We start from the raw sequence: 13,737 nt of genomic DNA on the forward strand, positions 1-13,737 counted from the left end.
TTTATTCGTTACTCTCATAAATTTCTAAATCTTAATGGAGGTTTCACCTCCAAACCTCTTAAATTGTATAATTAAAGAGTTTTTAAGAGGATTTGTCCTCTTATTTAAGCAGGCATTCCAAATCTTTGATTTGGCATGTTCGCTTACGTCTTGACCAAGCAGGCATTCCAAATCTCTGATTTGGCATGTTCGCTTACGTCTTGACCAAGCAGGCATTCCAAATCTCTGATTTGGCATGTTCGCTTATCTAATGTTCATATCTCTTCGTTCTTATCTCATATCTTGAAAAAATACTTATATGATATTTATATGATATATAGTAGTGAAATATTGACAATAAAAGTTAGTTAAATTACAATAAATAAGTTATGTTTTAAGGAGGTGGTTTTTTATGAACAAAGAGCAGTCACTTGCATTTGAAAAGGAGCATTTGCGTGAAGTGAAAGAATGGCTTAAGGATTACATTAGTAAGAAGATGATGGAGCAAGAGGAGCTTGAGAACAGAATTGCAGTTATGAAGAAGGCTTCTAAGGGAAGTTACAGCTATGAACTTGAAACTAATGAGCAGCTTTATAATCTTGTAAAGAAGAATGTATCGAAATATACTGAATCTAAAGTGCAGCCGTATTTTGCAAGAATAGATTTTAGAGAGTATAAGAGAGAAAAGGAAAGCCTATATATAGGTAAGAATTCACTTGGTGATGTAGATACAGGTGATGAAAAGGTTATTGACTGGCGTTCTCCAATTGCTGATCTATACTACAGTGGCACTGAAGGAAAAGTGTACTATAAAGCACCATGCGGAGTAATAGATGGTGAACTTTCATTAAAGAGAAAATTCCTTTTTGAAGATGGTGAAATAAAAGATATTTTTGATGAAAGTATAAATGAAATAATAATCAATAATCTTAACGAAGAAGGAAGCGAACTAGTGGATGAATTCCTTAAGATCAACCTTGAAAAGAGCAGCGGAAACAAGCTCAAGGATATTGTTGCAACAATTCAGAAGGAACAGAATGAGATTATAAGATTGGATAAAAATACTCCTATTATTGTGCAGGGTGCAGCTGGTTCAGGAAAAACTACAGTGGCATTACATAGGTTGGCATATCTTCTTTACAGATATAAGGAAAATATAGGTGGAGAAAACATACTTGTGCTTGCACCTAACAGTATATTCCTTGATTATATATCTGATGTGCTTCCAAGCCTTGGTGTTGAGAAGGTTATGCAGAGTACTATTGAGGAATTTTTGCTTAAGATTATGGGAAGCAAAGGAAAGATTATATCAAAAGATGACAAGCTTTCAAGACTTCAAAAAGCTGATGAAAAAGAGAGAAAAGATATTATAGAGGAATGTGGTTTTAAAGGTTCACTGCTTTACAAGAATATGATTGACAGATATATTAAGATTCTTGAAGTTCAGGAGGCAAAAGTTGAGGATATAAAGATTGACCAGTGGATTCTGTTTAAAGCAGATGAGATTAAAAGATTATTCATGAATGATATGTCAAACCTATCTATAAACAAGAGAAAAGAAGAAATAAAAAGATATTTTTCAAAGAAACTTAAGGAAACTGTAGGCAAGACATGCAGCAAGATAGAACTCTTCTATGAGTTTAAAATAAATAAGTGTAAGAAAGAAATGGAAGATGGGCCGGAAAGAAGAAAAGCACTTATAGCTATTTATGATGAGAGAGATGGAATTAAAAAAGATATAGTTAAACACAGCAAGGTTGTACTTGATGATTATTTTAATAAATGGCTTAATAAAGACAGCAGAGATTTATACAGGAAGTTTTTAAGTTATGAAGAGCGTTTTGGCGAGCTTACAGATGGAATAGTAGAAGAATCATTGTGGAATAATATAAGAGAAAATACATTAAAAACACTTGATGAAGGTCTTATAGATGCTGATGATTGTGCTGCTATGGCATATCTTAAGATGAAGGTTCATGGTCTTCCTAAGATGGCAGAAATTAAGCATATAGTTATTGATGAGTCTCAGGATTATTCTCCATTTCAGTTATATACAGCATCACTTATAGCTTCAGGAAAGTCCATGACAATTGTTGGTGATATTGGACAGGGTATATATTACTATAGAGGTATTAATGACTGGAATGATGTAATAAATGGTGTATTCGAAGGCAAGTGTAGTTATAAAATGCTTACTCAGAGTTATAGAAGTACTATAGAGATTATTGAGTTTGCAAACAAGGTGCTTTTAAAACAGAAAGCAGATATGAAGCCTACAAAACCAGTAATCAGACATGGCATGAAGCCACAGGTAGAAAGCTATATTTCAGATGATGAACTTATAGAAAAAGTTAACAGTGCAGCAGATAAGGTATTAGGTGATGGTAAAAAGAGTATTGCCATTGTATGCAGAACTTATGATGAATGTAAAAAAGCTGCTTCTGTTCTGAAAAAGAAAAACAGTAAATTTAAGTGGAAGTTAATAAAAGAAAATGATAAATCTATCAAGGATGATTTTATCATAATACCTTCACATCTTACAAAGGGACTTGAGTTTGACTGTGTTATTGTTTATGATTGCAGTAATGTAAATTATACTGAAAGTGAATTTGATAAGAAGCTGTTATATGTAGTGCTTACAAGAGCACTTCATTATGAATTTGTTTTTTATAAAGATAAATTTACAAAACTTCTTGAATAATAAATAAAATAAGATAATATATGAAGGGTACACATATATTATTATTGCAATAAATTATAAAGAAAAATTAATGAAAAGGTTATAAGTTGATATACATTTGGTATATATTATAATAGCAAGAGAAGAAAGGTGAGACTCGAAGATGGAAGAAAAAGAAATAATGTGTTTTAGAGATGAAGATGGAAATAAAATTGAAATGGAAGCTGTAGCTAAGATTTATGTTGAAGAGAAAGAATATCTTATTCTTTCTCAAGTTGGAGAGAATACTAATGAAGATGATGCATGCATATTCAGAGTTGATAATGTAGATGGAAGCGAAGAACTTAACCTTGTAGAAGAAGATAAGGAGTTTGATACTGTAAAGAAAGAATATAAGAAGCTACTTTATAATAAATAGGAGGATAGTGTATTATGGATAAAGATGCGATTACTGAATTTTTATTGGAAAATGGGTTATCTGATGTTGATATTGTAAAAGAAGGAGAAAACTATGTTACTATGTCATTCTTTTACGATTTTGATAAGGATGAGATAGATGCAGCACGTTCTTATGCTACTGAAGAAGGCGATTATGATGAGAGCAGCATTGAGTGGTATAGTGAATTCTTTCTGCCATATCTTACTGATATAGCAACAGATAATGTTTCTGATATATTAGGAGATTTAGCTGATGAATTTTCTTGTGAATTTGATATGAAACAGGAAAGCTTAGATGCATCAGGTTATGATTCTATGAAATTCTATGTGGCATTGAGCGATGAAGAACTTGATACAGATTCGCAGGATTATTTTTAATAATTGCACCATTAATATACATTGATTTTATAATAAAATATGCTATAATTAAATTATAAATCCTGAGATGTGCGCGAAGCTTATAGTATTCAACCTACATTAGATTTTCGGGATTCGCAATACTTCTATGGATGACGGACTCCAGTAATTCACTTTATGTGGCGGGAGATGTCAAAAGTAGAATGAGGGAAACCCACCTGCGAGAGGCAGGTATGAATTTATAGGTGTGACGGCATGTTGGGACATAGTTTGAGTTAATATGGACTTTACAATTGTATTGTAAAGTCCATTTTGTTTTATAGATAAGAAAAGTAATTATTATTCTTGAGCATTCCCCAGATAGAATCCTATATTCATTTTGGCGTATTTTGGTATATGCACATATTTTATAAATAATGCTAAATTATAGTGAGGGGATGTGTGAAGGTGATTATGGATAAATTTAGGTGCTACAAGGTGGCTTTTATTTCAGGATTATCAGTTGTGTTAATTACTATTGTATCACTGGGTGTATATGAGCAGAACGAAAAACAAAAAAGGATTGCGGCAGAAAATATAAGAATTGCTGCACAGAAAAAAGCTGATAAACAGAAAAATGAAAAACTTAAAAAGCTTGAGGAAGAAATGAAAAAGAGGATAGAAGAAAAGATCAAAGATGAAGAAACTCACGCTTACGCGAGTTTCAAAATATGAATTAAAAAGGTGTCCAAAAGCTTGGACACCTTTTTGCTAGGCTGCTATTAATTTTCTTAGGGATATTTTATTACTACTTCTTTTTATTTTATATTTTTTATATAGTAATGATTGATAAATAACAATGGACTTATCAAGGTACTGGCTCACATATATGACAAGTCTATTGCGTGGAGATAAAAATTTTAAAAGCGAATTTAGCAGCCACTTTGTGTAACAAATTTTTAGGAACAATATTTTTTTGCTCATAAAAACACCTCCGATATTTATTAAGTTATTACTCTTTCATTATAGCAGAATGAAGATAAAAAGGAAATTTTTTTCATCTACAATATATGACAAAAATGTCTAAATAATGGTAAAAAGAGCTAGTATAAGCTATGGTGAGTTTATTTACATATAATGTAAATAACACCGAAATGTAGAAAGACCTCATTTTGTAAAAAATGGAAAAGTCGAAAAGGAATAAATATTGAGACAAATATGAATAATAATAGTTGATTAATATTGGAATTGAATGTAAAATTAAAGTGAATTTAATGCATAAGATAAGGAGATATACGATGAGTTTAAGCGAAATGGAATTAATACAGAGAATAAATGAACTACATAGAAAATCTAAAGAGCAAGGTTTAACAGCTGAGGAAAAAGAGGAACAGGCAGCTCTTAGAAGACAGTATATAGATAATATTAAAAATAATGTTAGGGCTCAGTTGCAGACAGTGAAGCCTAATAACTCAAGAAAAAAGTAGGTGAAGGATATGGTCTCTGTTAATGTAGAACAACTAATAAAAGATTTTGATATGGAAATCTTAGCTGAAGGTCCTAAAAACGTAAACATAGATGTTAACGATATAAATAGGCCGGGGTTACAGCTTGCAGGGTTTTATAATTATTTTGCGCCTGAAAGAATTCAGGTCATTGGTAAAGCTGAGTGGAGTTTTCTTGATGATATGTCTATTGATATGAGAAACAAGAGAATAAAAAAATTTTTCAGCTTTGATATAAAAACTCTTATAATTACAAGAGGTCTTGAGCCACATGAAGAACTTGTAGAAGCTGCACGAAGAAAAAAAATATGGCTTATGAGAACAAACATGACAACAACTAAGTTTATTAGTAAGATGACAATATACCTTGCTGATAAACTTGCACCTGAAACAAGACTTCATGGTGTACTTGTAGATGTATATGGAATAGGTATATTAATTACAGGTGAAAGCGGAATTGGTAAGAGTGAAACTGCTCTTGAACTTATAAAGAGAGGGCATAGACTTGTAACTGATGATGCAGTAGACATTAAGGAGATAGATGGTGAACTTATAGGGACTTCTCCTCATATTACTTTTGGTATGCTTGAAGTAAGGGGAATGGGAATAATAGATGTTTCCGCTTTATATGGACTTAGTTCAGTACTTAGTGATAAAGAAATCAAGCTAGTGATGAATTTAGAGCACTGGAGAGATGATGGTGATTATGATAGACTTGGAATTAATGCAGAATATATGAATATTCTTGGGGTTCCAATAAGAAAAATGTCAGTGCCAATTAGACCAGGAAGAAATGTTGCGGTAATAATTGAAGCTGCAGCAGCTAATTACAGATACAACTTAATGTCTCAGGTAAGCCCTGTAGACATTATTGAAAGCAGAATGGCAGAGGAAGAAGAAAAATCTTGAATTGATAATAACAACTAAATGGTGTAAAATTATTATTAAAGTAATATTATTTGTGGCAGAATATTAAAAATATAGGGGGTTTTTAGATGAATACTAAAGATTTAGAAAAACAATCAGTTAATGCATGGACAAAATATAGTGAAGATGATTTAAAAAAGGTTTTTGAATTATCTGAAAGATACAGAAAGTTTATGTCAGTATGCAAAACAGAAAGAGAATGTGTTACAGAATTAATAAAGACTGCTGAAGAAAATGGTTTTAAGGATCTTAAGGATGTTATAGAAAAGGGAGAAAGCTTAAAGGCTGGAGATAAGGTTTATGCTAACAACATGGGTAAGAACCTTGCTCTATTTGTAATTGGTACAGAAAGCCTTGAAAGCGGTCTTACAATACTAGGTGCACACATAGATTCACCAAGATTAGACTTAAAGCAGAATCCATTGTATGAAAGTAATGAACTTGCACTTCTTAAGACTCACTATTATGGTGGAATAAAAAAATATCAGTGGGTTACTTTACCATTAGCAATGCATGGTGTTGTTGTAAAGAAGGATGGTGAAGTAGTAAACATAGTAATTGGAGAAGACGATAATGATCCAGTTATCGGAGTTTCAGACCTTCTAGTACATTTATCAGCAGATCAGATGAATAAGAAAGCTTCACAGGTTATTGAAGGAGAAGCATTAAATGTTTTATTCGGAAGCATTCCTTTAAAGTATGCTGATAAAGAAGTTAAAAATACAGTAAAAGCTAACATCTTAATGATGTTAAATGAAAAGTATGGAATTGATGAATCTGACTTTATATCAGCAGAACTTGAAATAGTTCCGGCTGGAAAAGCTAGAGATTATGGATTTGATAGAAGCATGATAATGGCTTATGGACACGATGACAGAATATGTGCATATACTTCATTTGAAGCATTACTTCAGATTGAAAACCCTAAGAAAACTTGCTGCTGCATCTTAGTTGATAAAGAAGAAGTGAACAGTGTAGGAGCTACGGGAATGCAGTCAAGATTCTTCGAGAACACAGTATCAGAATTACTTGATAGAACTACATCATATTCAGATTTAAAGGTAAAAAGAGCTATGGCTAACTCAAAGATGCTTTCTTCTGATGTAAGTGCTGCATTTGATCCAAATTACCCATCAGTGATGGAAGATAAAAATTCAGCATTTTTAGGAAAAGGTATTGTATTTAATAAGTATACAGGATCAAGAGGAAAGTATGCTTCTAATGATGCTAACCCTGAATTTATGGCTGAGATAAGAAATGTTATGGATAAGAATAACGTTGTATGGCAGACTGCAGAACTAGGTAAAGTTGATCAAGGTGGCGGTGGTACAATCGCTTATATACTAGCTCAGTACAATATGAATGTTATAGATGCTGGTATAGCTCTACTTAACATGCATTCACCTTGGGAAATTGCAAGTAAGGCTGATATCTATGAAGGATATAAGGCATATGTTGCATTCCTAAAAGAAATGTAGAATGAAAAAGAAAATTAGATTTTTATATAAAATTTAGTCACAAATAAAGAAACTCTTTTATATACTATAGTACTTAAGATACTACAGATATAAAGGAGTTTTTTGTATGAGCAAAGAAAGATTTAGAAACTATGGTCTCTGGGCTGCTATACTTGCTCTAGTACCAATGGTTCTAGAATTGTTTGGAATTACTTTGGTGCCAGAAAAATATAAGGAAGTCTGCATGGCAGTACTTTCAATACTAGTTATGGCGGGCATACTAAATAATCCCAATACAGAATGCAAGTGGTTCCTAGATGATTCATGCAAAGCTGTACCTGACAATAAACCAGAAAAACTTGATGAGCCTATAGAAAAACAAGAAGAGAAAGAGGAATAGCTAAGTGAATAAACAGAAGAGAAAAAGCTACTAATTATAATAATCTAAATATATGATGAGCTTCTGTAATAACTAAAAGTCTGATGAAAGCTTTTAGTATTAAGCTTTCATCAGATATTTTTATGTTGAGAAATTTAAGAATTATAGAATTTTAAGAATTCATCTATATATTTTTCGGGCATTTTCATGTCACCGATATCACCGTGTTTTGAATCATTATCATCTATCCCGTGAAAATCGGACCCGCAAGTACAAAGCAGATTGTTAACATTACAGATACCGGAAAGTCTTTCAGTATCCTTCTTGAAGTTTTGGAAATAGTAAGCTTCAAAGCCGTCAAAACCCATTGATAGAAAGTCAGTAATTGGAGATTTCTTTATTAAAACAGGATGGGCCAAAACAACAACACAGTTATACTTTTTTAATAATTTAATACCTTCTTCAGTTGATATTTTTTCATTGGGAACATATGCCTTTGAATTGTTGCAGATAAAATTGTCAAAAATATAATCCCATTCGTAGTTATAACCAGCGTCAATAATAGCTTTTGCAATATGAGGTCTTGCAACTACACCATTAGCAAGTGAAAGTACTTTGTCTACGTCAAGTTTAATGTTGTAGTATGTATCAAGATTATGTATTATCTTAATAGCTCTTTCTTTTCTCTTCTTGTTAAGATCACTTAAAAATGAAGCAAGTTCACTGTTTTTATAACTGTCATCTTTGAAGTATCCAAGCACATGGATACTTTCATTATTATGGAATGTAGACAGTTCAATTCCTGGTATGAATATCATATCTTTATTCTTTGCTTCTTCTAAAGCACTACTTAATCCTTTTATTGTGTCATGATCTGTAAGAGCAAGTATTTTTACGTTATTTTTATATGCACGATTAATTATTTCTGCAGGTGAGTATTTACCATCTGATGCATTGGAATGGCAGTGAAGGTCAATTTTTGTTGTATTCATAAGATACACTCCTTAATTTATTAATTTTTAATAGTTCGTTTTTGATAAATATATAATACTACAAAATATATTGTAATAAAAAGTATAATGGCATGAAAACTTCTGAAAATATAGAAAAAACCATGTAATTTGTAAAAATTAGCGAATATTAAGTTCCATTTAGAGTCTTTTATGTTATAATCATATATATAATTTGTGACATAATAATAAATAAGAATAAAAGATGTTATTTTGGTATTTAATTGATAATATGACATAACAAAATGACTATTTGGGGGGCAGACAAAATGGGGTTAAAATTAAAAAGAAATAAATTGACAAGTTTTAAATGGAAGAATAAGTTTCGTGGTAATAATAAAGGTATAATTGGGAAAAGCGTGAAGAATGTTAAAATGTTATTTAAAAATAAAATAGCATATAAACTTACAATTTGTTTTTCAGCAACTGTTGCAATTGCGTTAATTACTTTTGGTATCTCTTCAGTGATTAAGGTAAGCAGCGAATTTGAAAAGAACATTATGGTTACAAGCAGCCAGACACTTAAGGAAATTGATAATGGCTTTTCAAAATACTTCAATATAATCTCATCAGAGGTGGGTATGCTTTCAAAATGTTCATACATACAGTCAGCAGGAACAGATCGTAACAGTATACAGAGTGTGCAGAAACTTCTGATGGCTGCAGGCAGTGCCAATGATAATATTGCTAATTCAGGATTTGCTTCAGAAGACGGAATATTGATAGAGGCTATGAAAGATGAAGAAGAATCAAAGTCAGGATATAAATCATCAGACTGGTATAAAGCAGCAAAGGAAAAAAAGGACATGCCAATTTTTAATACTTCAGGCAAGGATGAAACTACAGGTAAAAAACTTGTAAGGGTATGTCAGGCTGTTAATGAAGGCTCTGAGTTTAAGGGAGTCGTATACATAGATGTTGCAATATCAAATGTTGAAACATATGTGCAGTCAACAAAGCTTCTTAATAAAGGCTATATTGTTGTCTGTGATGAAAATGGCAATATTGTTTTTAATAATTCAAAAAATAAGCTTAAAAACATGAATAGCATTGATGTCTGGAGTGAAATTAAAAAGCAGAATTCCGGTTCATATAAAAGCTCAATAAGTGGTGAAAAGTCATACATTGCACAGTGTACAAACAGTGAAACAAATTGGAAACTTATTGGAATAGTTGATCATCAGGAAGTGACTAACAATACCAATGGGATTAAAAACGGCATAATTATTACCATAATCTTATTTATTGCTATATGTACAGCTGTAGCACTTGGCATTTCAAGTATTCTTACTGGAACAATAGCAAAATTCAGCAGTTCATTTAAAAGCGTAGCTGGTGGAGATTTTACAGATAGAATAGCTGTTAAAACAGGCGATGAATTTGAAGTGCTGGGAGACAGGTATAACAGTATGCTTGATGCAATATCAAAGATTATAAAATCATCTAATGATATGGCAGAGGAACTTTCTAAGAGTGCCGAAAGCATGACAAATATGGCGTCAGAAACAACTGAGTCTGTAGGAGAGGTATCTTCAGCAATACAAAATGTGGCTCAGGGTGCAGGAAAACAATCAGAAAGTACAGAAAATGCCGCTATGAGTATGGAAAGTCTTTCAGAAAAGCTGCAGTCAATTAATAATGATGCAGAAACAATAAACAGCAAGTCTGATAAAACAAAAGAATTAAGTTCAAAAGGTCTTAAAATGGTGGAACTGCTTATTGAAAAAAGTGATAAAACTAAAAATAATGTATCAGATGTAGCATCTATGGTTGGCAGCATGACAGACAGTATAAAGAAGATAAATGTTATGGCTGGAGCAATAGCGTCAATAACAGACCAGACTAATCTTTTATCACTTAATGCCAGCATTGAAGCTGCAAGGGCAGGGGAAGCAGGCAAAGGTTTTGCTGTGGTTGCTGAGGAGATAAGAAAACTTGCAGATGAGTCAAGAAAATCAACAGATGACATCAGATCAATATTAGTGGAAATCAACAAAGGTGTATCAGATACAACAAGTGTCATGAATGAAAGCAGCTCAATAATTGAGGAGCAGAATGAAGTGGTGACAAAGACTAAGAGTGTTTTTGCAGAAATCATGGATTCAATTGAATCACTTGCTGATGAGCTGAACAACATAAGAGAACTTATTATGAAAATAAATGATGATAAAGAAAAGGTCAAATCAAAAATAGATGAAGTATGTTCAGTATCACAGAATACTGCAGCAATTTCAGAAGAAGTAACAGCATCTACTGAGGAAGTAGATGCTACAATAAATGAATTATCACAATATGCTGACAAGCTTCATACAATGGCAAAAGAACTTGCAGACAGCATGGCTGTATTTAAAATTGTTTAGTCATAAGGCTTAAACATATATCTGCAGAAACCACAGAGATTATAGTTTACCGGTACATTTTCAGAAGTGATAAAATCTTCTGTAAATGTACCATCCCATGGGTGGACACATACAAGATTATCGTTATACACATTCACTACATATTTCTGACCACTGCCTTCAATAAACATCTTATACTGGATGTCCTTATCTGAAATATCTTTAGGATGGGATATATAATTCTTATTCTTATCTACATGAGTCAGAAAATCTGGAATTATATTTTTTTCGTTATCTTTCACAGTTTCTTCTTTATACATATTCATATCTAGAACTTTCACGGTATATGTGCCGCTATTTACTATTTTCATCACTTCATCGGAATAATAATAGGCTGAAGGTTTCTTTTCAAAAGATATAAAAATAGTATTTGAGCAGCCGCATAAAGTACTGCCTAAAAGTATAATTGTCATTAAGCATATCAAAAATTTCTTCATAAAATCATTCCCTCTTATAATCTATTAGATGATATATATTATGATAAAAAACTTAAAAACAGAACTTTTTTAGAGAATTAGAGTATTATAAACTAAAAACTCTTAAGGAGTATATGTGTAAATGAAATATGGCATCGATATTTTAGATAATGAAATGGTAAGTAAAATTGAAAGAAAAATGCTGGAACTTGGCCATATTGTTATAAATCTTGGAGAAAAAAATGCTCCGATACCTGGGGAAAATCTTAAAATCAAGGTGATGATGGCAAATCAGGCGAGAATAAAGCTGTATTTAGGGGTTATCTATGATAATAAGATGAATCATCAAGTAAATGTTGTGACATCATTTGAAAAATCAGGGATGATGATTGTAGAAAATTTCTGCAATTCATTAAGGGAGCAGGGATTTGAAGATATAAGCATCGAAAACAATGACAAGTTATATCTAATTAAAAATGTTAATGCTCCAGTTTTGTTAATGTATATTAATGATGATAAAGTTGATGATAAAAAGATTATTGTCGATGGAATAATAAGCGGACTTTTATCTCTTAGTGAATAAAATATGACTGAATTTAGTATAAAGAAAGACCTTCCTTAATAGAATAAAATGATTAATGTTTTATGGAGGAAGGCAATGTACATAGTGGCTACATTAGGACCTAAGACAATTAGCGATAATGCAATACAAAAGCTTATAGGAGCAGGAATTGAGGCCTTTAGAATAAATATGTCACATATAAGTAAGGATAATATCAAAAGAATAGTTGGTTTTATTAAAAGTAATTATCCTGATGTGAAAATTATTGGTGATATTACAGGGAAAAAGGTACGTGTGTCAGAAAAGCTTAAAGATGGTTTTAAAATAACTAAGGGTGAAGAGGTTATTTTTACTGTAGAGGATCAGTATGATAAATTAAAGAAGCAGCTTGTGGACTCAAAACTTAAGATTATACCGCTAAATATAAAACAAGCTATTATTGAGGGATTGGAGATAAATGATATTTATATAAAGGATGGAAGGTACAGGCTTGCTGTTATGGGCAGAAAAGGTAGCGTAATTCAGTGTAGGGCTGACAGTACTATTTATATTACGAAAGGTAAGAGCTGTACAATAAAGTCTATTGATAGAAGTAATATGGACATACCAGACAGAGATATAGAGGATATTGAATTCCTCATGAAAAATGATGTGGATATTGTATTGCTATCTTTTATTTCTAGCGCAGAAGATATAAGAAAGTATAAGGAAAAAATCAATGCTATATCTAGTAGGATAAATAAGAGTATTGAAATTTGGGCAAAAGTTGAAACAAAAGATGGTGTCAAAAATATACTGGATATTTGCAGTGAAACAGATACCATAGTCTTTGGTCGTGGTGATATGTCGGCAGAAGGCGGTATATTAAATCTTCCACTTTATCAATGGGAAATATGCAGAAGTCTTCATAAATCAGGAAAAATGTTCATTGTGGCAACTAATATTATGGATAATGTTTCTCTTAAAGGACGACCATCTACTTCTGAATTGAATGATATTTTTACTATGATGAAAAATGGCGTAAATGGCTTTATGCTTACGTCTGAGACTAGTGTAAGTACTAATGGTCCTCTTGCTGTTCGGTATCTGTGCAAAGCATGTAATAGATATAGCAACATTTTAAATAAAAGGAAAATAAAAAACGACGTGAGAAGAAAGTAGATGACAATAAATAGAGAAAAAATGGTATTTATTCATTGAATTAAGCGTTTTTCTTTTAATACAATAAAAATAAAGAAAATTTAGAACAGAAATAAATTACAGACAATTACAATTAGCGTTATAATATTTGTGTAATCTAACCAAAAAAATTATAATGGAGGCATAAAAATGAACAATAAGCAAATTGATGAAAAATATAAAGATGATATTGACCAGGCAGTTGCTTTATTAGAGAAACATCCTGAATATGAAATTATGATAAGAAGAGGATTCGAAACAGAATATAGCCAGAGAGGTGTGTCTCTTGTAATCTTTTTAAGAGAAGACAAGACAGCAAAAACTGAATATACAGAAAAATTTGAAACAGAATTAAGCTTTACTTTCCAAGATAATGATCCAGTTGAAGAAATAATGAACATAATCTGTAAGAAAGCAGGAAGATAGGATAAAAAATCTGTACTCTGTTAGAGGGGAGTACAGATTTTTTT

The 13,737-nt window shown here is 31.7% G+C and carries 14 protein-coding genes and 1 other RNA gene; 13 read left to right on the plus strand and 2 right to left on the minus strand.

The window, feature by feature from the left end:
* Positions 1-391: 391 nt before the first annotated feature.
* From helD to FYJ33_RS00290, 9 genes are all read left to right on the plus strand, one after another.
* Positions 392-2,680, plus strand: a complete 2,289-nt coding sequence (gene helD / locus FYJ33_RS00250) for an RNA polymerase recycling motor HelD (protein WP_154529768.1) — start codon at positions 392-394, stop codon at positions 2,678-2,680.
* Positions 2,681-2,822: 142 nt separating this feature from the next.
* A complete protein-coding gene (locus tag FYJ33_RS00255; protein ID WP_154529769.1) occupies positions 2,823-3,077 on the plus strand; it encodes a DUF1292 domain-containing protein in 255 nt (84 codons plus the stop codon).
* A gap of 14 nt (positions 3,078-3,091) precedes the next feature.
* Entirely contained in the window at positions 3,092-3,475 is a 384-nt protein-coding gene (locus FYJ33_RS00260) for a hypothetical protein (RefSeq protein ID WP_154529770.1), read from the plus strand.
* Between the two features lie 56 nt (positions 3,476-3,531).
* A non-coding RNA gene (gene ssrS / locus FYJ33_RS00265) (6S RNA) lies at positions 3,532-3,723 on the plus strand.
* Positions 3,724-3,907: 184 nt separating this feature from the next.
* On the plus strand, positions 3,908-4,168 hold the full coding sequence (locus tag FYJ33_RS00270; protein WP_154529771.1) for a hypothetical protein: 261 nt from the start codon (positions 3,908-3,910) through the stop codon (positions 4,166-4,168).
* Positions 4,169-4,731: 563 nt separating this feature from the next.
* Positions 4,732-4,920: a DUF896 domain-containing protein gene (locus tag FYJ33_RS00275; RefSeq protein ID WP_235900733.1), complete on the plus strand. Its 189-nt coding sequence runs from the start codon at positions 4,732-4,734 to the stop codon at positions 4,918-4,920.
* Between the two features lie 9 nt (positions 4,921-4,929).
* Positions 4,930-5,847, plus strand: a complete 918-nt coding sequence (gene hprK / locus FYJ33_RS00280; RefSeq protein ID WP_154529772.1) for an HPr(Ser) kinase/phosphatase — start codon at positions 4,930-4,932, stop codon at positions 5,845-5,847.
* 86 nt (positions 5,848-5,933) lie between these two features.
* The gene (locus tag FYJ33_RS00285; protein ID WP_154529773.1) at positions 5,934-7,343 is read left to right on the plus strand and encodes an aminopeptidase; all 1,410 of its coding nucleotides are present in this window, start codon (positions 5,934-5,936) and stop codon (positions 7,341-7,343) included.
* 106 nt (positions 7,344-7,449) lie between these two features.
* Positions 7,450-7,722 carry a phage holin family protein gene (locus FYJ33_RS00290; RefSeq protein WP_154529774.1) on the plus strand — a complete coding sequence of 91 codons (273 nt, stop codon included), beginning with the start codon at positions 7,450-7,452 and terminating at the stop codon, positions 7,720-7,722.
* A gap of 134 nt (positions 7,723-7,856) precedes the next feature.
* On the opposite strand, the gene FYJ33_RS00295 is transcribed toward FYJ33_RS00290, so the two are convergent.
* On the minus strand, positions 7,857-8,693 hold the full coding sequence (locus tag FYJ33_RS00295; protein ID WP_154529775.1) for a PHP domain-containing protein: 837 nt from the start codon (positions 8,691-8,693) through the stop codon (positions 7,857-7,859).
* 287 nt (positions 8,694-8,980) lie between these two features.
* Here FYJ33_RS00295 and FYJ33_RS00300 point away from each other — a divergent pair, with 287 nt between their 5' ends.
* Entirely contained in the window at positions 8,981-11,071 is a 2,091-nt protein-coding gene (locus tag FYJ33_RS00300; RefSeq protein WP_206046571.1) for a methyl-accepting chemotaxis protein, read from the plus strand.
* Here the strand turns inward: FYJ33_RS00300 and FYJ33_RS00305 are convergent.
* A complete protein-coding gene (locus FYJ33_RS00305; RefSeq protein WP_154529777.1) occupies positions 11,068-11,547 on the minus strand; it encodes a DUF4883 family protein in 480 nt (159 codons plus the stop codon). The genes FYJ33_RS00300 and FYJ33_RS00305 overlap by 4 nt on opposite strands.
* Positions 11,548-11,668: 121 nt before the next feature.
* On the opposite strand from FYJ33_RS00305, the gene FYJ33_RS00310 reads away from it, so the two are divergent.
* The 3 genes from FYJ33_RS00310 to FYJ33_RS00320 all read left to right on the plus strand — a co-directional run bounded on the left by FYJ33_RS00310 (position 11,669) and on the right by FYJ33_RS00320 (position 13,693).
* Positions 11,669-12,109, plus strand: a complete 441-nt coding sequence (locus FYJ33_RS00310; protein WP_154529778.1) for a hypothetical protein — start codon at positions 11,669-11,671, stop codon at positions 12,107-12,109.
* A gap of 75 nt (positions 12,110-12,184) precedes the next feature.
* Entirely contained in the window at positions 12,185-13,249 is a 1,065-nt protein-coding gene (locus FYJ33_RS00315; protein ID WP_206046572.1) for a pyruvate kinase, read from the plus strand.
* A 168-nt stretch (positions 13,250-13,417) separates the two neighbouring features.
* On the plus strand, positions 13,418-13,693 hold the full coding sequence (locus tag FYJ33_RS00320) for a hypothetical protein (RefSeq protein WP_154529780.1): 276 nt from the start codon (positions 13,418-13,420) through the stop codon (positions 13,691-13,693).
* Positions 13,694-13,737: the final 44 nt, after the last annotated feature.

The sequence above is a fragment of the Inconstantimicrobium porci genome, from assembly GCF_009696465.1.
GTDB lineage: Bacteria > Bacillota > Clostridia > Clostridiales > Clostridiaceae > Inconstantimicrobium > Inconstantimicrobium porci.

Bases quoted from the DNA above. Each gene is read 5' to 3' on its own strand.
- helD (WP_154529768.1), top strand. From the start codon at position 392: ATGAACAAAGAGCAGTCACTTGCATTTGAAAAGGAGCATTTGCGTGAA.
- FYJ33_RS00255 (WP_154529769.1), top strand. From the start codon at position 2,823: ATGGAAGAAAAAGAAATAATGTGTTTTAGAGATGAAGATGGAAATAAA.
- FYJ33_RS00260 (WP_154529770.1), top strand. From the start codon at position 3,092: ATGGATAAAGATGCGATTACTGAATTTTTATTGGAAAATGGGTTATCT.
- FYJ33_RS00270 (WP_154529771.1), top strand. From the start codon at position 3,908: ATGGATAAATTTAGGTGCTACAAGGTGGCTTTTATTTCAGGATTATCA.
- FYJ33_RS00275 (WP_235900733.1), top strand. From the start codon at position 4,732: ATGAGTTTAAGCGAAATGGAATTAATACAGAGAATAAATGAACTACAT.
- hprK (WP_154529772.1), top strand. From the start codon at position 4,930: ATGGTCTCTGTTAATGTAGAACAACTAATAAAAGATTTTGATATGGAA.
- FYJ33_RS00285 (WP_154529773.1), top strand. From the start codon at position 5,934: ATGAATACTAAAGATTTAGAAAAACAATCAGTTAATGCATGGACAAAA.
- FYJ33_RS00290 (WP_154529774.1), top strand. From the start codon at position 7,450: ATGAGCAAAGAAAGATTTAGAAACTATGGTCTCTGGGCTGCTATACTT.
- FYJ33_RS00295 (WP_154529775.1), bottom strand. From the start codon at position 8,693: ATGAATACAACAAAAATTGACCTTCACTGCCATTCCAATGCATCAGAT.
- FYJ33_RS00300 (WP_206046571.1), top strand. From the start codon at position 8,981: ATGGGGTTAAAATTAAAAAGAAATAAATTGACAAGTTTTAAATGGAAG.
- FYJ33_RS00305 (WP_154529777.1), bottom strand. From the start codon at position 11,547: ATGAAGAAATTTTTGATATGCTTAATGACAATTATACTTTTAGGCAGT.
- FYJ33_RS00310 (WP_154529778.1), top strand. From the start codon at position 11,669: ATGAAATATGGCATCGATATTTTAGATAATGAAATGGTAAGTAAAATT.
- FYJ33_RS00315 (WP_206046572.1), top strand. From the start codon at position 12,185: ATGTACATAGTGGCTACATTAGGACCTAAGACAATTAGCGATAATGCA.
- FYJ33_RS00320 (WP_154529780.1), top strand. From the start codon at position 13,418: ATGAACAATAAGCAAATTGATGAAAAATATAAAGATGATATTGACCAG.